This window comes from Bisgaardia hudsonensis (assembly GCF_004345785.1).
Lineage (GTDB): Bacteria > Pseudomonadota > Gammaproteobacteria > Enterobacterales > Pasteurellaceae > Bisgaardia > Bisgaardia hudsonensis.
In genome coordinates this window covers 274,529-295,239 of the sequence record NZ_SLXI01000001.1, presented here as the reverse complement: position 1 = coordinate 295,239, position 20,711 = coordinate 274,529, and the positions used below count along the sequence as shown (strand labels likewise).

Sequence of the window (20,711 nt, the reverse complement as noted above, 5' to 3'; positions counted from 1 at the left end):
ACTATTTTATGGAAATTTCAGTATTACAAGTTGTTCTTGTATTCCTTGTAGCTTGTATCTCGGGTATGGGCTCTATTCTTGATGAATTTCAAACTCACCGCCCACTAATTGCCTGTACACTTATTGGTTTAGTATTAGGCGATATGAAAACAGGTATTATCGTAGGTGGTTCATTAGAACTTCTTGCTTTAGGTTGGATGAATATCGGTGCAGCATTAGCACCTGATGCAGCATTAGCCTCAGTAGTTTCAACTATTTTAGTTATTGTTGGTGGTCAAGATATCTCAACTGGTATTGCGATTGCTATCCCACTTGCAGCTGCAGGACAAGTATTAACTTATGTTGTTCGTGCTATTACAGTTGGTTTCCAACATGCTGCAGATAAATCCATTGAAGATGGTAACTTAACTCGCTTAGATTGGATTCATCGTAGTGCATTAATTCTACAAGCAATGCGTATCGCAATTCCCGCATTAATCGTTGCATTAACCGCAGGAACTGACACAGTACAAGCAATGTTGGGTGCTATTCCTGTTGTAGTAACTATGGGACTTAAAATTGCCGGTGGTATCATCGCTGTTGTAGGTTATGCAATGGTTATCAATATGATGCGTGCAGGCCATTTAATGCCATTCTTCTATGCAGGTTTTGTTGTTGCAGCATTTACAGACTTCAACCTTGTTGCATTAGGTATTCTTGGTGCGATTATGGCAGCGTTATATATCCAACTACACCCTAAATACAATCAAAGTAAAGTGGTACAAGTTGTATCAAATGGCAATAACAATCTTGATAACAGATTAGACTAATTAGGGATAAAAAAATGACAACAGAAAATAGAAAAATAACACAAAGTGATTTAAATGCCGTAGTAATACGTTCTAACCTATTCCAAGGTTCGTGGAACTTTGAACGTATGCAATCTCTTGGTTTTGCATACTCAATGGTACCAGTAATTAAACGTTTATATCCAGATCCAAATTCTCAGGAACGCAAAGATGCGATTAAACGCCATTTAGAATTCTTTAATACTCAACCATTTGTGGCAGCACCAGTATTAGGTGTAACTATCGCAATGGAAGAAGAACGTGCAAACGGTAAAGAAATTGACGATGCGGCAATCAATGGTATTAAAGTTGGTCTAATGGGACCATTAGCAGGTGTAGGTGATCCAATTTTCTGGGGAACTGCACGTCCTGTATTTGCAGCATTAGGTGCAGGTATTGCACTTAGTGGTAGCCTTTTAGGTCCTTTATTATTCTTTTTCTTATTCAACGCAGTACGCTTAGCAACTCGTTACTATGGTGTAACTTATGGCTATAAGAAAGGATTAGATGTAGTAAAAGATATGAGCGGTGGTTTACTACAAAAATTAACTGAAGGTGCTTCAATACTTGGTTTATTTATTATGGGTGCCTTAGTACAAAAATGGACAAGTATTACTGTTCCATTAGTAGTGTCTGAAATTCACAAACAAGATGGCACATTAGAAATAACTACGGTACAAAATATCCTAGATAGCTTAATGCCAGGTCTATTACCATTACTTTGTACTTTTGCTTGTATGTGGTTGTTACGCAATCGTGTTAATGCTTTATGGATTATCGTAGGTATCTTTGTTATCGGTATTTTAGGTGCCGCAACAGGTGTACTAGCTTAATCTATTTATATCACAATCCTAGCCTTCCTTTTGTAAAACAACTGGAAGGCTGTTTTTTTATTAAGTTTAAATTATTATGATCAATATTCTTATTCTCTCTAGTATCTTTTTATTCTTCTTATACGCATTTTATGATCAATTTGGTATGGATTACCTCAAAGGAAAAAATAAATTAAAAGTGCGGTTAAAAAAACGAGCAAAAATTGATTCACTGATTTTTATAGGATTAATCGCTATCATTTTTTATCAAACTAAAGCTAACATTCCAACCGTTACCATTTATCTATTATCAATGACGATTGTTTTAAGTATTTATATTGCTTTTATTCGTTATCCACAAATATTGTTTAAAGAAAAAGGATTCTTCTATGAAAATATTTACATTACCTATGATAAAATTAAAGCCGTTAATCTCGCAGATAACCATATTATTGTGATTGATTTAAAGAATACAAAACATTTAAGCATAATCCCTGACAACACTCAAGATATAGAAAAAATCGTCAATTTTTTCGGTGGATATAAAAAATAAGGACAATAAATGAAGCAAGCTATTTATAAACTAAAAGGAAAGTTGCAAAACTATGTATGGGGCGGCAAAAATTATATACCCGATCTATTACAAATAGAAAAAGAAGAAAATCAATATTACGCGGAATGGTGGTTAGGTACACACCGTTTAGCACCTTCAATAATCAATGTTGATGGGCAAGAAAAATCATTACTCACATTTTTATCTGAAAATCCAACCGCACTTAGCCAAGAAAATAATCAACCAGAACTTCCCTACTTACTAAAAATTTTAGATGTTGCAAAACCACTTTCTATACAACTACATCCAACGAAAAAACAAGCTAAAATTGGTTTTGATTTAGAGAATCAGAAAGGCATTAATTTAGATGCCCCAACCAGAACTTATAAAGATCAAAATCATAAACCAGAAATGATGATTGCACTTTCTGATTTTTGGTTATTACACGGCTTTAAAAATAAAGAAAGTATTATTGAAACCTTAAATACTCGCCCTTCTTTAACAACACTCGCTGAAAAACTAAAGAAAGTAAATTTAGCAGATTTTTATGCAGAGATTATGCAAGCTAACCAACAACAGTTAAGTCAATGGATATTGCCAATTATAAAAGCGAATCAAGACTTATATCAAAAGAATAAACTTGGATTAGAAAACCCTGACTATTGGTTATTATACACAATAGAAGCAATGGACATTGCTATGGATAAGCTAGATGCAGGCTTAATTTGTTTTTATTTATTTAATATTGTTCATCTGAAAAAAGGTGAGGGAATCTATCAAGATGCGGGAATCCCACACGCTTATCTACGAGGTCAAAATATTGAATTAATGGCAACATCAGATAATGTTATTCGTGGTGGATTAACGCCGAAACATATAGATATTCCTGAACTTTTAAAAATAATAAATTGTGAAGAAATCACACCACAAATAATCCCATCTGCACCCGATGAGGGCATTTTTACCTATACTACTCCTGCAACCGATTTTGCACTAACAAATATTAATTATACACAAAATGAACTCTATGAATTAAATGCAAAAGATGCAGAGATACTACTGGTAATGCAAGGAAAAATAAATATAAAAACAGAAAATACATCATTTACTCTACAACAAGGAGAATCAGTCTTTATCAGTGCTAACACAAATTACCAAATATCAAGTATCGAAATGGGTTATGCTGTCATAGCAAAATTACCATAGTTTTATTTAGTAAAAACTCAATATAGAATGCCTAGAATTATTATTTTCTAGGCATTTTAGTTACTATTTTTTCAACATATCCACTGCTTGTCTTGCTATCTCAATAATAATTTTGGTAGCGCTTTCCATATCCTCTAAAGTAATCACTTCATGCTTACTATGAAAGTTATATCCACCAGTTGCAAGGCTAGGACATACAATATTTTTTTGAGATAACATAGACCCTAAAGCATTACTTCTAATTGGTTTATTTTTAGGTTCTATATTACAACTTTTTATAGCTTTGTTTGCTAAATGAATAGACTGAGAAAAATCACAGGTCTGTTCTGCAATATTCACATAGCGATCGACTAATTCAATTTCAGCACGTCTAAACAATTTTTTATGGCGGTTAAAATCTACTACCATCATTGCTAAAAAAGCCTTTCTTTGTTCAAAACTCACCAAATCAAAATCACAAATTAAATAATTTAATTTTACTTGCTCCACGTCTCCTTCAAAATTAACTAAATGAAAAAAACCTTCTTTATTTTCTGTTTTTTCAGGTACTTCATCTTTAGGAAAACCTTGTTGAAATTCACAAGCAAGTGCTAACGCATTTTGCATACGTCCCTTTGCAATATCAGTATGTATATGAGAGCCATAAAGGGTAATTAGCGCCTCTGCACTATAAAAACTTTCATCATATACATTACCTATTTCACCGCCATTAAAGCTATATGCCCAATCACAAGAAAGTTTATCAATTGGTAATAAATTTAATCCTAACCCAATTTCTTTATCCGGAATAATCGCAATTTGAATATTACAGTGCGGAATATTATTTTGTACTAAATAAGTCAATGCATTAATGACTTCAGCAATACTCGCTTTATTCTCTACTCCAATGAGATTTTTGCCATCTCCAACAATCAGAGTTTTTCCTATCAACCGTTGCAAAAAAGGATAATAAACAGGGCTAATGTATTCATCACCCACACCTAAAGAAATATCACCACCTCGATATTCAGGTATTACTTCTGGATAGGTATTTTTACAATTACACTCTGTTGGCGTATCAAGGTGCATAATAAACCCTATCGTTGGTGTTTTAGGATTAACATTAGAGGGCAAGAAAGCGGTTAATACAGAAAATTTATTTAATTCTATATTTTTTAAACCTAATGCAGATAACTCTTGGTATATATGCTTAGCTAACCTTGCTTGTCCAACTGATGTAGGTGATTTTTTGGCTCCATTTTTAGCTTGTGTATCATAACTAATATAATGTAAAAAAGATTCGAGCAATCGCTTTTTATCTAAATTAATATTGTTCATACGATCCTCTTACTAAATTAAAGTTTGATTTACATTCTAATTCTACTAATAAAACAATACATTGATATATAACAAAATAATCCCACTAATTTCAATGAATAACCACATAAAATAAAAGATTAAAAAACAATCAAAATATACATAGAGTCAAATTATTACTTTTAATTATGCTTTAATCACTATATCATTAGAGCCCTAATTTTTATGGTTACTTACAGAATATGTTGTAAGTATTTTATTTCTACTCAATACCTATTTCTAGGTTCATTAGGGAGAAAACCAAAGCTAGTGGAAAAATCTGTTCAAAGCAAGCCAATAATTGAGCTTCGTTCTCTAAGTAAATCTTTTGGTGATAAAAATATCATTAATAATTTTAACCTCGCAATTAACAACGGTGAATTTTTAACAATTCTAGGTCCTTCTGGCTGTGGTAAAACAACTGTTTTACGTTTAATTGCAGGACTTGAAGAACTCGATGAAGGTTCCATTATTCTCAATGGGGAAGATATTACCAACGTCCCAGCCGAGAAACGTCACGTTAATACGGTATTCCAAAGTTATGCACTCTTTCCACATATGACGATTTTTGAAAATGTTGCATTTGGATTACGTATGCAAAAAGTACCAAATGATGAGATTCAAACTCGTGTAATGGAAGCATTACGTATGGTTCGCTTAGATGATATGGCGAAACGCAAACCTGCTCAATTGTCAGGTGGACAACAACAGCGTATCGCTATCGCTCGTGCTGTAGTGAACAAACCAGAAGTATTATTATTAGATGAATCTTTATCCGCTCTTGATTATAAACTACGTAAAGAAATGCAAAATGAATTAAAAGCATTACAACGCCAATTAGGAATTACGTTTATCTTCGTAACCCATGATCAAGAAGAAGCATTAACAATGTCAGATAGAATCATTGTAATGAATAAAGGTAATATTGAGCAAGATGGTTCTCCACGAGATATTTACGAAGACCCTAAGAATCTTTTTGTTGCAAAATTTATCGGTGAAATTAACATTTTTGATGCAAAAGTTATTGAACGTAAAACGGCAAATAAAGTCATTGCAAATGTGGAAGGCCGTATTTGTGAAATTGACACCGATATGGATGTAAGTGCGGATCAAAAACTTAAAGTTTTATTACGTCCTGAAGATATTGTAATTGAAGAACTTGATGAAAATGAAAATTCTAAAGCTATTATTGGACATATTGTTGATCGTAGCTATAAAGGAATGACATTAGAATCCACTGTAATTCTGGATCATAATAATATGAAAGTCTTAGTTAGTGAGTTCTTTAATGAAGATGATCCTCACATTGATCATTCTGTTGGTCAAAAAGTGGCATTAACGTGGCACGAAGGGTGGGAGGTTGTACTCAACGATGAAAATAGCCAGTAATAAATTTCAAAATGTAACCATTTTTGTTATTTTTGCGTGGTTACTATTCTTCGTTCTAACACCAAATATTTTGGTACTCGTTGTTAGTTTTTTAACAAGGGATAGTAGCGATTTCTATGCACTTCCCTTTACATTAGAAAACTATGCACGTTTATTTGAGCCTCTATACGCCCAAGTTGTATGGAATTCATTATATATGTCGGGTATTGCCACAATCATTTGTTTGATTGTTGGCTATCCTTTTGCATTTATGATGTCTAAAATTAATCCCAAATATCGCCCGTTATTATTATTTTTAGTTGTACTACCATTCTGGACAAATTCCTTAATTCGAATTTATGGAATGAAAATATTCTTAGGTGTAAAAGGTATTCTAAATAGTACATTACTATCGATTGGTATTATTGATGAACCTATTCGTATTTTAAATACGGAAGTAGCTGTGATTATTGGTTTGGTTTACCTATTATTACCTTTTATGATTTTACCTTTGTATAGTTCTATTGAGAAATTAGATTACCGTTTGCTTGAGGCTGCTAAAGATCTCGGTGCAAATGGTTTTCAACGTTTTTTAAAAGTCATTATCCCTCTTACAATGCCAGGCATTGTAGCGGGTTGTTTGCTTGTACTGCTCCCAGCAATGGGAATGTTCTATGTGGCAGACTTATTAGGTGGTGCAAAAGTATTGCTTGTAGGTAACGTAATTAAAAGTGAATTCCTTATCTCACGTAACTGGCCATTTGGATCAGCTATCAGCATAGCCTTAACCATTCTAATGGCATTGTTAATCTTCATTTACTATAAAACCAGTAAATTATTGAATAAAAAAATGGAGTTAGAATAATGAGTCGTTTCCTACGTAATATATTTATGTTTGTGGTATACGCTTATTTGTATATCCCCATTATTATACTCGTCACAAATTCGTTTAACCAAGATCGTTATGGATTACATTGGAAAGGATTTAGTTGGCATTGGTATGAGCGTTTATTTAACAACGACACCTTAATTCAAGCGGCAATCCACTCGGTTACCATCGCATTTGGTGCTGCTACTTTGGCAACGATTATAGGTGGACTTACGGCAATAGCATTATATCGCTATCGTTTTCGTGGTAAACAAGCTGTAAATGGTATGCTATTTATTGTAATGATGTCGCCAGATATCGTGATGGCTGTATCACTATTAGCATTGTTTATGATTGCAGGTATTGCACTTGGTTTTTGGTCTTTACTCTTAGCTCATGTGACATTCTGCTTACCTTATGTGGTTGTTAGCGTGTACTCTCGCTTAAAAGGGTTCGATTCAAAAATGCTGGAAGCGGCAAAGGATTTGGGAGCACCTGAAGTTACAATACTAAGAAAAATCATTTTTCCTTTAGCCTTGCCTGCCATTGTTTCCGGCTGGTTGCTGAGCTTTACTATTTCACTAGATGATGTAGTTGTTTCATCGTTTGTTAGTGGCGTAAGCTATGAAATTTTACCTCTGAGAATCTTCTCTTTAGTAAAAACAGGTGTAACACCTGAAGTAAATGCATTAGCAACAATTATGATCATCTTCTCATTAACACTTGTAATATTAAGCCAGTTGATTGCGAGAAAAGAAAAATAGCTTTATAAAAATAAAACTTCACAAATAAGTGAATTCCAAATAAAATTAGCCTTGCCCTTGTATTTTAAGAGCAAGGCTTTTTTGTGGCTTATATTTACATAAGTTAAATTTTTACTCTTAACAGGAGAATGATATAAATGAAAAAATTTGCAGGTCTTTTCACACTAGGAATGATCGCAGTTTCTCTTACAGCTTGTAACGATAAAGAAACTAAAACAGCTGAAACTAAAGCACCGGAAATCGCTCAGCCAGCTAATGACACTGTTTATCTCTACACTTGGACAGAATATGTTCCAAATGGTTTATTAGATGAATTTACCAAAGAAACAGGAATTAAAGTTATCGTTTCAAGCTTAGAATCAAACGAAACAATGTATGCAAAAATCAAGACACAAGGCGAAGATGGCGGTTATGATGTAATTGCACCATCTAACTACTTCGTATCAAAAATGGCTCGAGAAGGCATGCTGATGGAACTAGACCATAGCAAATTACCTGTTATTAAAGAATTAAACCCTAATTGGTTAAATAAACCTTATGATAAAGGCAACAAGTATTCACTACCACAACTGCTTGGTGCGCCAGGTATCGCATTTAATACTAATGAATACAAGGGATCAGATTTTACTGCTTGGGGTGATTTATGGAAACCTGAATTTGCTGGAAAAGTTCAATTACTTGATGATGCACGTGAAGTCTTTAACATTGCGTTATTAAAATTAGGTCAAGATCCAAATACTCAAGATCCTAAAATTATAGAGCAAGCTTACCAAGAATTATTAAAACTACGTCCAAACGTTCTAGCATTCAATTCTGACAATCCAGCTAATTCATTTATCGCTGGTGAAGTTAACGTAGGGCAATTATGGAATGGTTCCGTACGTATTGCGAAAAAAGAACAAGCGCCTTTAGATATGGTTTTCCCAAAAGAAGGTCCTGTACTTTGGGTCGATACTCTAGCAATTCCTAAAACCTCTAAAAACCCAGATGGTGCACATAAGCTCATTAATTATATGCTAGGTGCTAAAACTGCAGCACGCTTAACAGAAGAAATTGGCTATCCAACTTCTAATATTGAAGCATTAAAACTTCTTCCAGAAGAAATTACAAAAGATCCTGCAATTTATCCTACGTCAGAAATCTTAAATAATAGCTACTGGCAAGATGATGTTGGTGATGCAGTTCAATATTACGAAGAGTATTACCAAAAATTAAAAGCAGCACAATAATCTACTAATTCATAATGCCTCTCAATGAGGCATTATTTTCATTTTCCTCTTATAAAAAATAATACTTCACAAATCCAACTATAACACATAGAATGAAGTGGCTCTTGTTTGTATGACAAGAGTTTTTATTTTTATATATTTATAAAAACTAATTGCCACTCAACAGGAGAATGATATTAATGAAAAAATTTGCAGGTCTTTTCGCACTAGGAATGATCGCAGTTTCTCTTACCGCATGTAACGATAAAGAAACTAAAACTAATGAAACTACATTATCTGAAACATCCCCCCCAACAAATAATACTGTTTATCTTTATACTTGGACAGAATATGTTCCCGATGGTTTGTTAGATGATTTCACCAAAGAAACAGGAATTAAAGTTATTGTTTCAAGCTTAGAATCAAATGAAACAATGTACGCAAAACTAAAAACACAAGGTGAAAATGGTGGTTATGATGTTATTGCACCGACTAACTATTTTGTAGCAAAAATGGTAAGTGAAGGTATGTTAATGCCATTAGATCATAGCAAATTACCTGTTATAAAAGAATTAAACCCTGATTGGTTAAATAAACCTTATGACAAAGGAAATCAGTATTCTTTACCACAATTTTTAGGAAACTCGGGGATTGCCTTCAATACGAATGATTATAAAGGCGAAGATTTTACATCTTGGAGTGATTTATGGAAACCAGAGTTTGCTGGTAAAATCCAATTACTTGATGATACTCGAGAAGTATTTAACATTGCATTATTAAAAATAGGACAAGATCCAAATACACAAGATCCAAAAATAATTGAACAAGCTTATCAAGAATTATTAAAACTACGCCCAAATATACTTGCATTTAATTCAGATAATCCCGCTAATTCATTTATCTCTGGTGAAGTATCTGTCGGACAACTTTGGAATGGTTCTGTTCGTATAGCGAAAAAAGAACAAGCACCACTAGATATGGTCTTTCCAAAAGAAGGGACGATATTATGGGTAGATAATTTAGCCATTACCTCAACATCTAAAAATCCAGATGCAGCACACAAACTAATTAACTATATGTTAAGTGCAAAAATAGCTGCAAAATTAACTAAAGAAATTGGTTATCCAACATCAAATATTGAAGCATTAAAGCAACTTCCTGATGAGATTACAAAAGATCCTGCTATTTATCCAACATCAGAAATGCTACAAAATTACCCTTGGCAAAATGATGTAGGCGAAGCAGTCAAATATTATGAAGCGTATTATCAACAGTTAAAAGCATCACAATAAGAAATTTGTGAATAGCGAGCTTGTTAAAATAAGTTGTTTTTTATAAAAACTCACTAAAAAAATACCGCACTTTTAATTACGCACTTTTAATTAATAATCAAAAACCACACATAATAGGGTATGAATCCTAAAATGTGTGGTTTTACTTTAATATCTAATGTTGACAAATTAGAGAGCTTTTAAAATATCATCAACTCTTTCTTTTGCATCACCAAATAACATTTGTGTATTTTCTTTAAAGAATAATGGATTTTGAACACCTGCATAGCCTACTGCCATTGAACGTTTAAATACAATAACATTTGCTGCATTCCATACTTCTAATACTGGCATTCCAGCAATCGGGCTATTTGGATCATCCATTGCAGCAGGATTAACTGTATCATTTGCACCAATAACCAAAACAACATCAGTACTAGAAAGATCATCATTAATCTCATCCATTTCTAATACAATATCATAAGGCACTTTAGCTTCCGCTAACAACACATTCATATGTCCCGGTAAACGTCCCGCAACAGGGTGAATACCAAAACGTACATTCACACCACGATCACGCAATTTTTGAGTTAATTCTGCAACTGGATATTGTGCTTGTGCAACTGCCATTCCATATCCCGGCGTGATAATAACTGAATTAGCATTTTTCAATAATTCAGCTACTTCTTCTGCAGAGGTTTCACGATGTTCGCCTTGTTCTTCATCAGATGAAGCAACAACATCATTACCGAAACCACCAGCAATAACGCTAATAAACGAACGGTTCATTGCCTTACACATAATATAAGAAAGAATCGCACCAGATGAACCAACTAACGCACCAGTAATAATTAATAAATCATTATTAAGCATAAAACCAGCCGCCGCGGCTGCCCAGCCAGAATAAGAATTTAGCATTGAAACCACAACTGGCATATCCGCTCCACCAATTGAGGCAACTAAATGCCAACCAAATGCTAATGCGATAATCGTCATAATTAACATAGGGAAAATATTATGTGGCTCATTTAAGAAAGAAATCATTAATAAGAAAGAAATGATTAATGCTAATAAATTCAATTTATGACGATGTGGTAACATTAATGCTTTAGAATTAATAATGCCACGTAATTTACCAAAGGCGACAATGGAACCAGTAAAAGTTACCGCACCAATAAATATTCCTAAAAATACTTCAATGTTATGAATATTTGCTAATACCGCTTGTTCTTCCTCAAAAGCAATTTTTTTCGCTTCTAAAGCAGCTTTTGCTGTTTCTGTTACATATTCTACACCTTCAGGCATTTCAAAAATGGCAGGAATATGTAAACCAAAACTATTAAAGCCAACTAAAACTGCCGCTAAGCCAACAAAACTATGCAAAATAGCAACAAGTTCTGGCATTTCGGTCATTTCAACTTTTAATGCTCTTTGAATACCAACCGCCCCACCGATGATCATTGCGATAATAATCCAAAATGTTCCTTCAGAGTGCGGTCCAAAAATGGTCGCAATTAGTGCGATTGTCATACCGACAATACCATACCAACAACCAGCTTTAGCAGTTTCGTGTTTAGAGAGTCCTGCTAAACTCATAATGAAAAGTAATGCAGCGATAATATAAGCCGCTTGAACTAATCCTTCAGACATACGTTATCTCCTTAACCTTTTCTAAACATTGAAAGCATACGTTGCGTTACTTTAAAACCACCAAAAATATTGATGCTCGCAACCAAAATAGCAATAAAAGACAATAAACTAGTAAAGAAAATACCTTGTGATATTTGCAATAATGCACCGACAATAATAATTCCCGAAATAGCATTAGTTACTGCCATTAATGGCGTATGTAATGCGTGGCTAACATTCCAAACCACATAATAGCCCACTACACAAGAAAGGATAAAAATAGTAAAATGCGATAAAAATGCAGCAGGCATTACTGAACCTAACCATAAGAAAGCAACCCCCACACCAGCCATAATCCCATATTTCACTCTAGGATCAGTCTGTTTCTCTTGTTTTTTCTCAATAGGTTTCGTTGCTTTTTGTTGTGGTTGTGCTGAAACTTTAATTGGTGGTGCAGGCCATGTAACCTCACCCTCACGAATAACGGTTACACCACGCAATACCACGTCTTCAAAATCAATATGAATATTACCGTCTTTATCTTTACAAAGTAGTTTCAGTAAATTAACCAGATTAGTACCATAAAGTTGTGAAGATTGTGTCGGTAAGCGACTAGGTAAATCCGTATAACCAATTACTTTTACTTGATTTTCTGTCGTAACAACTTCACCTGCTTTACTATATTCACAGTTACCACCAGTTGCAGCGGCAAGATCCACAATCACACTACCTGGTTTCATAGAATCAACCATTTCTTTAGTAATTAATCGTGGAGCAGGTTTTCCTGGAATTAATGCAGTAGTAATAATAATATCGACTTCTTTGGCTTGTTGAGCATAAAGCTCCAATGCTTTGCGATTAAACTCTTCAGACATCACTTTCGCATAGCCATCACCATTACCGCCTTCTTCTTTAAAATCAATTTCAAGGAAGCTCGCGCCCATACTTTCAACTTGCTCTTTCACTTCAGGACGAGAGTCAAAAGCTCGAACAATAGCCCCTAAACTATTTGCTGCACCAATCGCAGCAAGACCAGCAACACCAGCACCAATAACTAACACTTTTGCAGGCGGCACTTTCCCTGCAGCAGTAATTTGTCCAGTAAAGAAACTACCAAATTCGTGTGCGGCCTCAACAACTGCACGATAGCCCGCAATATTTGCCATAGAGCTTAATGCATCTAAAGATTGTGCGCGAGAAATACGAGGCACCGCATCCATTGCTAACACATTAATCTTTTTAGCGGATAATTTCTCCATTAATTGTGGATTTTGCGCAGGCCAAATAAAACTCACTAAAGTAGCACCTTCTTTAATTAATTCTATTTCTGAATCTGTCGGTGCATTCACTTTAAAAATAATATCTGATTGCCAAACTTCTGCTACTGTGCCAATACTCGCACCAGCTTCAATAAAAGCTTGATCTTCAAAACTTGCTCTAAAGCCAGCATCTTTTTCAACAATCACATCAAAGCCAAGCTTTAAAATTTGTTGAATAGTCTTTGGCGTTGCAGCCACTCGACTTTCATTATCAAGCAGTTCTCTAGGTACACCAATTAACATAATGTTTCCTCAAAATTATAAATCAAAAAATAAGCAGTTTGCTTACTCCCCATTGACAAGAGTCAAACCAAGCTAACTATACCTTGTCTTTTTAATAGAAAAAAGAAGAAAATCCCAAATTTCTCTAATAAATAACATTGGTTAGAAAAATAAGGGATTTTTACATTTAAAAATAATTTAATTCAATTTTAAATACTAAAATAATAGCTTCATCAATCTATCAAAACTTAGCCTCAATAGTAAGAGAGAAGTTACGCCCTGGAGATGTCAAAGAACCATAATTACCAATATTTAAATTATGGGTAGCATTTTGCGAAACTTGACGCATAGAAGACCAAGTCGTATATCTCTTATTGAAGATATTAAATACACCAGCACGGAGAGTAATTGAATCAAGTGGTTTATAGTAACCAATTAAGTCATAAGTTGTCCACGCTTTAGGCAAGTTATTCACTACGGATAATCCACTACGAGTAGAAATTATCTCACTTAGTTTTTTCGCTTTTGAATGTACCATTATTGCTTGCATACCCCATTTTTCATCAGGACTATCATAGCCAAGACCAAGGGTAAATTTAGATGGCTGAATGGCTTCAAAAGAAGACCCCAAAGCATCTAGTTCGTGCTTAACAACCTTACCATTTTCAGTACTCTCTTTATTTAATGCACTATAGTAATGATTTTTTACTTTTATCTTGTTAAAGTGGAAAGTCGAATAAAGCCCCTCTGGAATTTTATTATAAACACCATTAAAGTCTAAACGACCATAGATGTTTATTCCCTCTAAAATCGCATTTTCTGCGTTACGATAGTTAAAGCCAGCAGCCTCATCTTTCTCAACATCAAGACCTGTATATCGAGAAGTAATAATAAGATCTTTATATTTATTTCGATAATAGTTCACTTCAAGAGAACCAAAATCACCATAGAAACCTAATCCATACTCTTGGTTTACCACTCTCTCTGGAGAAAGGTTACGACTTGAGTAAGGGAATTTTCTTTGAGGAGTATAACCAAAATGTTCGTGAAAACTTGGCACACGAAAACCGCTGGATACACGATAAGAAAGGAAAACATTTTTAACTGGTTTAACAACCGTACCGATATTCCAAGATAAATTCTCGTAATTAGCTTTAATTTTCCAGCCCTCTTTAGAATTAACCTTATGCTGGTCATAACGCAATCCTAATCCTAGATCAAGATATCGATTAATTTTAATTTTATCATTAAAACCAATAAACAGATTTTTTGAAGTTAAATTGTATGGAACACATTCCAAACCGATACTATCACCACAATTAAGATTAGTAAAAATTCCCGATCTGCCTTTATCAATTTTTCTAATATGAGGATCTGCTTTTGTAGCTTCACCGCCAATCCATTTCATCGTCAATACAGCATTTTCAGAAAAATAATTAGTTCGTTGTGTATGAGCAGAAGCCACATCATAGCCCACTAACATATTTAAACGATGTTTCCAAGAACCTGTGTTAAATGCTTTATTCATATCAAGTTTAACAATATGGTGTTCTTCTTTGTAAATATGAGTTTGCGTTTCATAATATGAATAGGGATTTTTCATGCTCGCACGACAATTTTTATCTACTTTAGGATAAACAGAACAATTGAGATTATATTCCGTAGTTTTAGTTTTAATACGTTGAAAATCATAAGCCAATTCTAAATCATCAAGGAATTTCATATCTTTTTGTTGATAATTTACCCCAATTCTTTCCTTGTTATGCTGTTCATCAATAAATCTTAAACGAGTATAACGATAATTGGTACCTGTACGAACTCGTCCTCCATCATTGCTTTGAGCCGCTTCGCTATCCGTCAATCTAATCTCTTCTCCTGCCTTTATCTCTACGCGTCTCATAACTTTACCGTAATTAGGATAACTAGCTCCCTCAACTACAAGATATTCTTTTCCATCATCCCACTCTGTTCCATACTGGCGAATACGTTCACCATCTTTTAGCACAGAACTAGGAAGATATAAAAACTCTCGGGTTTCTCCACCACCATATGGTAAAGTTCTGATAACCACAGGATTCGTAGGATCCTTTAAACGATTATTTTCGTTATAACCCAATCTTCCAAAATTCATACTAATTGGAATGATAAGATTATCTCCAGCATTAATAGAATGATAATGTGGGTTTATACGACTCTTCTTTTTTAATTTTTCATCGTCACTCGCCCAAAAAGCAGGAGTTCTCATATCTCTAATATTATATTTTTGTTCAGTATTTTCATAAACAACACCAAAGCGTTTATCACTTTCTAATTGGTAACCCAATTTTACCAAAGTAGATTTTGAACCATAATCTAATTTATCAGGCACAGGGCTATCTGTCCCTGTATAATCTTTAGCTGCTATTTTTTCTTTTACTGATTTTTCTATATCAACCACTTTGGGATTGCTACGATCAAGTTCATATTCAATCCAATATGGCCAATTATTCTGTTCTCCTTCTGGATAAGGCGTAGAAGCTTTTAAACCTTCAGGTGAACAATTTTCAGGGTTACATACATGATAAAGCTTTCTCCCTATTCGATCTGTCTTATGTATTGGTGGATTAAGTTTAATTTTGTCATAAACAATATTAGAAGGGCTAATATGTACGTCAGGAATAAGTTCAGAACGATGACCATTTTCATCTTCAAGTACATAATATCTTGTTACATCATCTTTCGTTACATTCCCCGCCTCATCATAATCCTTAGGAACCAAATAGTAACGAGAATGGGTTACATCATATGATTCATCTAATACATCTTTATGTACAGCCGTTTCATTTCCTTTCTTTTGAGTATGAATTAAAAGAAAATCTGCATTTTTATGACGAGTAGCAAAGGCAACAGAATTGGTAAAATTACGATTTTTACTGCTATAAGCCGATTTAAGATTTGTTCCCCAGCTTTTTCCTGACTGGATAATATCATCAGCATTTTTAGTACGCATTTTGATATTACCACCAAGCGAACCACTACCAAAATCAGAAGAACTCGCCCCTTTACTGATTTCAATACTCTTGATGTTCTCATACTCAACTTCATTTATTGCGCCACTGAAAATATCATTAGCGGCATACTTACCAGATTGTTCAACTTTATAATGTGATAACTGTGGAATTCCATCAACGGTTATCCCTACACGGTTTTTATCCATACCCCGAATGGAATAACCACTTGATGCTCCTCTACCTTGTTCAACCACATCAATACCCGGATCATAACGAGTGAGATCTCGAATATTTAATACCATTTCTTTTTCTAAATCCTGAGAATTTTTTACCACTTTTCCAAGACCAGTCAGTTCAGTAGATTTTTTATGAACTTTTTTAGCTCCTTGAATATATACATCGCTAAGCTGAGTTTCTGCTGCGATGCCATAATATCCATAAAATGCAGTAATAATAAAACTTAGTGCAATTTTTTTATTCAACATACCTTTTATCCTTAATAGCTACAAAAGTAGTGATAATAACCATTATCATTATCATTATCAAGGGTAAATTAACAAAATTGGTAAATTTATAATTTTCAATGTGATAGGATAAAATGTATATATTTTTTAATACTTTTGTACTATGTTTATAATCGGCTTTACCAAACCAAATATATTGGTTATATAGTAGAATAATTTTATTTCTCATAATAAAAGGACGCGTTATGCAACTCCCAACATTAAAATCGGCAACATTAATTCGCCGTTATAAACGTTTTCTCGCTGATGTGGAATTAAGCAATGGCGAAATAATTACAATCCATTGTGCAAATACAGGAGCAATGACGGGCTGTGGTGAAAAAGGCGATACCATTTGGTATTCAACCTCTGATAGTAAAACAAGAAAATACCCACAATCTTGGGAACTTACCCAGTTAAAAAATGGCAATATGGTCTGTATTAATACACATCGTTCAAATCAACTTACTCAAGAAGCCTTAGAAAATAAAAAAATCAAAGAATTAGCAATGTATGATGAAATTTACCCTGAAGTAAAATATGGCGAAGAAAATAGTCGTATTGATTTTTTATTAAAAGGCGAGAATCTGCCAGATTGTTATGTAGAAGTAAAATCCATTACTTTAGTTAAAAATACTATTGGTATGTTTCCTGATGCGGTTACTACTCGTGGTCAAAAACATTTGCGAGAATTAATGGCAATGAAAAAATTAGGGCATAGAGCGGTGGTTTTTTTTGCAGGATTACACAATGGTTTTGATTGTTTTAAGGCGGCAGAATATATTGATCCCAAATATGCAGAATTATTAAAGCAAGCAATACAAGAGGGGGTGGAAGCTTATGCCTATGCAGGGGAATTTGAATTTTCTCAAGAAAAACCGACCGCACTTTCTCTAACTAAGCTTGTACCATTTGTAGAATAAATAAAAAATATGTTTAAATCATATTCAGTTTTGTATTTAAGTTATAGCAATAAGGAAAGTTAATTATGTCAAAAATTGCATTAGTTACAGGGGTTACATCAGGTTTTGGATTAGCAATTACCAAAACATTAATTAACAATGGTTATCTCGTTATTGGTACAGGGCGACGCTTACCTAAATTAAATGAATTAAAGCAACAATTTCAAGAAAAATTTATTCCTTTAAATTTTGATATTCAAAATCTACCAGAAACACAGCAAGCCTTTAATTCTATTCCCCAAGAATATCAAAATATAGATTTGTTAGTAAATAATGCTGGACTTGCATTAGGTTTAGAAGTAGCGAATAAAGCAAATCTTGACGATTGGCAAAATATGGTTGACACAAATATCAAAGGATTAATGTTTATGACTCGATTAGTGCTACCCAATATGGTCGAACGCAATACAGGACATATTATCAATATAGGATCTATCGCAGGGACCTATCCTTACCCTGGTGGTAATGTTTATGGAGCAACTAAAGCCTTTGTGAAACAATTCTCTCTTAATTTAAGAGCCGATCTTGCAGGCAAAAATATCAGGGTATCCAATGTTGAACCTGGTTTATGTGGCGAAACGGACTTTTCTTTAGTTAGGTTTAAAGGTGATGAGCAAAAAGCACAAAACTTATATGAAAATGTAAATTATATAAAACCTGAGGATATAGCTAATATTGTGTTGTGGCTTAATCAACAGCCATCTCACGTCAATATTAATAGCATAGAAATAATGCCAACTGCTCAGACATTTTCAGCATTAAATGTATCAAAGAAAAATAATTGAGAATTATTTGCATTTAGATATTGACAGATAATTTGATAATGATTATCATAAACACATCAAAATAACAATAGATAATCACTCCAACATTTTTAGCACATCTCCCCCACAAAAGATGTGCTTTTTTTTTATTTAGTTCACTTGAAAAAGTAGATAATTTCATATCTCACCTAAAACAAATTTATCTTTACTTTTCATTTTATTAATAATCCTTATAATACTAAGCACAATAACTAAATATTACAAATAAACAGGAATTTATAAATGACAGATATTAATACTGTTCTTGCGGAATTAAAACGTGGCACCGATCAAATCTATTCAGAACAAGATCTGATCGAAAAATTAAAAGAAAATCGCCCACTAAGAGTAAAATTAGGAGCAGATCCTACTGCGCCTGATATTCATTTAGGACACACTGTTGTTTTAAATAAATTACGTCAATTTCAAAATTTTGGTCACGAAGTTATTTTTCTAATTGGTGATTTTACTGCAACAGTAGGCGATCCTTCTGGTAAAAATGCCACTCGTCCACCGCTTTCTCGTGAAGATGTATTACGTAATGCCGAAACTTACAAAGAACAAATTTTTAAAATTCTTGATCCTCAAAAAACACGAGTAGTCTTTAATTCTGAATGGTTAAATGAACTCGGTACAGTAGGTATGATTCGTTTAGCCTCAAACTATACCGTAGCTAGAATGCTAGAACGAGATGATTTTAAAAAACGTTTTGCGAATAATCAGTCAATTGCTATTCACGAATTTATTTATCCATTACTACAAGGTCAAGACTCCGTTGCCTTAGAAGCCGATGTTGAACTCGGTGGAACAGATCAAACCTTTAATTTATTAATGGGACGCGAATTACAAAAATCAGCAGGACAAAAACCACAGGTTGCCATTACCTTACCACTGTTAGTAGGGTTAGATGGCGAGAAAAAAATGTCTAAATCATTAGGAAATTACATTGGCGTTGACGATATCCCATCAGAAATGTTTGGTAAAGTAATGTCTATTTCTGATGATTTAATGTGGGACTGGTATAATTTACTTTCATTCCGTCCACTAACAGAAATTGAGCAGTTAAAACAAGAAGTAGAAAATGGACGCAATCCTCGTGATGTAAAAATTCTACTTGCTAAAGAAATTATTGCACGTTTCCACTCCGATGCCGATGCCGATGCAGCAGAACAAGAATTTATTAACCGCTTCCAAAAGGGAGCAATACCCGATGAAATGCCAGAATTTACCTTTGAGGGTGAAATCGGATTAGCTAACTTATTAAAAGAAGCCAACTTAGTCAATTCAACATCTGATGCAATGCGTATGGTTAAACAAGGAGCGGTTAAAATTGACGGCGAAAAAGTTGATGATACAAAATTAATAATTAAGACATCAACGGCGGTATATCAAGTAGGTAAACGTAAATTTGCTCGTATTACAGTAAAATAATTATTTATACTTTAAAGATAAACAATAAATCTGTATCTAATAAGTTGAAAAAATTCAATGAAATAAGATACAGATTTTTTTGATTTAAACTGTATAATCATAAGAAAGTGCGGTAGAATTTTTTAAAATTTTTAACAAAAAGAAAAAATATGGATTATTCAATTTATATTGCTGATGAATATACAATGTGTCGCTTTGGGGCAAAATTAATGCAATCAATTTGTAATGCTGAAAATGCAAAAGGCACAACAATTTATCTTAATGGTGATCTTGGTGCCGGTAAAACAACATTAACTCGAGGTATGATCCAAAGCTTGGGCTATCAAGGAAATGTAAAAAGCCCCACCTATACACTAGTTGAGGAATATCATCTTGCTCAAAAAAATATTTATCATTTTGATTTATACCGTCTAAGTGATCCCGAAGAGCTTGAGTTTATGGGGATTCGTGATTATTTCAATCAAGATAGCATCTGCTTGATTGAATGGTCAGAAAAAGGAAATGGATTTTTACAAGAAGCTGATTTAATCATAAATATTGATTATTTTGATGATGCACGTCAAATTCATATTATGAGCCAAAACTCACATGGTGAACAAATTATCCAACAATTAAAGCATACTTAAAACGATATTAACTT

17 protein-coding genes are annotated in these 20,711 nt (G+C 33.7%); 13 read left to right on the top strand and 4 right to left on the bottom strand.

Annotated features, from left to right (window positions below; all coding sequences use genetic code 11):
* Positions 1-8: 8 nt before the first annotated feature.
* From EV697_RS01400 to manA, 4 genes are all read left to right on the top strand, one after another.
* Positions 9-809 (top strand): PTS mannose/fructose/sorbose transporter subunit IIC, encoded by an 801-nt coding sequence (locus EV697_RS01400; protein ID WP_132021802.1) that lies wholly within the window; start codon positions 9-11, stop codon positions 807-809.
* Positions 810-823: 14 nt separating this feature from the next.
* Positions 824-1,660: a PTS mannose transporter subunit IID gene (locus tag EV697_RS01395; RefSeq protein ID WP_132021800.1), complete on the top strand. Its 837-nt coding sequence runs from the start codon at positions 824-826 to the stop codon at positions 1,658-1,660.
* A gap of 76 nt (positions 1,661-1,736) precedes the next feature.
* Complete coding sequence (locus EV697_RS01390) at positions 1,737-2,192, top strand: DUF986 family protein (protein ID WP_132021798.1); 456 nt, start codon at positions 1,737-1,739, stop codon at positions 2,190-2,192.
* A gap of 9 nt (positions 2,193-2,201) precedes the next feature.
* Entirely contained in the window at positions 2,202-3,398 is a 1,197-nt protein-coding gene (gene manA / locus EV697_RS01385) for a mannose-6-phosphate isomerase, class I (RefSeq protein WP_132021796.1), read from the top strand.
* Between the two features lie 63 nt (positions 3,399-3,461).
* Here manA and pepT read toward each other — a convergent pair whose 3' ends face one another.
* Entirely contained in the window at positions 3,462-4,715 is a 1,254-nt protein-coding gene (gene pepT, locus EV697_RS01380; protein ID WP_132021794.1) for a peptidase T, read from the bottom strand.
* A gap of 288 nt (positions 4,716-5,003) precedes the next feature.
* Here pepT and potA point away from each other — a divergent pair, with 288 nt between their 5' ends.
* From potA to EV697_RS01355, 5 genes are all read left to right on the top strand, one after another.
* A complete protein-coding gene (gene potA / locus EV697_RS01375) occupies positions 5,004-6,122 on the top strand; it encodes a spermidine/putrescine ABC transporter ATP-binding protein PotA (RefSeq protein ID WP_132021792.1) in 1,119 nt (372 codons plus the stop codon).
* Positions 6,106-6,966, top strand: coding sequence for a spermidine/putrescine ABC transporter permease PotB (gene potB / locus EV697_RS01370; protein ID WP_132021790.1), 861 nt, complete (start codon positions 6,106-6,108; stop codon positions 6,964-6,966). Before potA ends, potB begins: the two co-directional genes overlap by 17 nt.
* Positions 6,966-7,733 (top strand): spermidine/putrescine ABC transporter permease PotC, encoded by a 768-nt coding sequence (gene potC, locus EV697_RS01365; RefSeq protein WP_132021788.1) that lies wholly within the window; start codon positions 6,966-6,968, stop codon positions 7,731-7,733. Before potB ends, potC begins: the two co-directional genes overlap by 1 nt.
* 137 nt (positions 7,734-7,870) lie before the next feature.
* On the top strand, positions 7,871-8,962 hold the full coding sequence (locus EV697_RS01360) for an extracellular solute-binding protein (RefSeq protein ID WP_132021786.1): 1,092 nt from the start codon (positions 7,871-7,873) through the stop codon (positions 8,960-8,962).
* A gap of 179 nt (positions 8,963-9,141) precedes the next feature.
* Complete coding sequence (locus EV697_RS01355; RefSeq protein ID WP_132021784.1) at positions 9,142-10,233, top strand: extracellular solute-binding protein; 1,092 nt, start codon at positions 9,142-9,144, stop codon at positions 10,231-10,233.
* A 168-nt stretch (positions 10,234-10,401) separates the two neighbouring features.
* On the opposite strand, the gene pntB is transcribed toward EV697_RS01355, so the two are convergent.
* The 3 genes from pntB to EV697_RS01340 form a co-directional block, all read right to left on the bottom strand.
* Positions 10,402-11,862 (bottom strand): Re/Si-specific NAD(P)(+) transhydrogenase subunit beta, encoded by a 1,461-nt coding sequence (gene pntB / locus EV697_RS01350; RefSeq protein ID WP_132021782.1) that lies wholly within the window; start codon positions 11,860-11,862, stop codon positions 10,402-10,404.
* A gap of 11 nt (positions 11,863-11,873) precedes the next feature.
* On the bottom strand, positions 11,874-13,403 hold the full coding sequence (pntA, locus tag EV697_RS01345) for a Re/Si-specific NAD(P)(+) transhydrogenase subunit alpha (RefSeq protein WP_132021780.1): 1,530 nt from the start codon (positions 13,401-13,403) through the stop codon (positions 11,874-11,876).
* Positions 13,404-13,623: 220 nt separating this feature from the next.
* Positions 13,624-16,857, bottom strand: a complete 3,234-nt coding sequence (locus EV697_RS01340) for a lactoferrin/transferrin family TonB-dependent receptor (protein ID WP_132021778.1) — start codon at positions 16,855-16,857, stop codon at positions 13,624-13,626.
* 224 nt (positions 16,858-17,081) lie between these two features.
* Here EV697_RS01340 and sfsA point away from each other — a divergent pair, with 224 nt between their 5' ends.
* The 4 genes from sfsA to tsaE all read left to right on the top strand — a co-directional run bounded on the left by sfsA (position 17,082) and on the right by tsaE (position 20,697).
* The gene (gene sfsA / locus EV697_RS01335; RefSeq protein ID WP_132021776.1) at positions 17,082-17,798 is read left to right on the top strand and encodes a DNA/RNA nuclease SfsA; all 717 of its coding nucleotides are present in this window, start codon (positions 17,082-17,084) and stop codon (positions 17,796-17,798) included.
* Between the two features lie 65 nt (positions 17,799-17,863).
* Positions 17,864-18,622 carry an SDR family oxidoreductase gene (locus tag EV697_RS01330; protein ID WP_132021774.1) on the top strand — a complete coding sequence of 253 codons (759 nt, stop codon included), beginning with the start codon at positions 17,864-17,866 and terminating at the stop codon, positions 18,620-18,622.
* 261 nt (positions 18,623-18,883) lie between these two features.
* Positions 18,884-20,071, top strand: a complete 1,188-nt coding sequence (gene tyrS / locus EV697_RS01325) for a tyrosine--tRNA ligase (RefSeq protein WP_132021772.1) — start codon at positions 18,884-18,886, stop codon at positions 20,069-20,071.
* Positions 20,072-20,220: 149 nt separating this feature from the next.
* Positions 20,221-20,697, top strand: coding sequence for a tRNA (adenosine(37)-N6)-threonylcarbamoyltransferase complex ATPase subunit type 1 TsaE (gene tsaE / locus EV697_RS01320; RefSeq protein WP_132021770.1), 477 nt, complete (start codon positions 20,221-20,223; stop codon positions 20,695-20,697).
* Positions 20,698-20,711 lie beyond the last annotated feature (14 nt).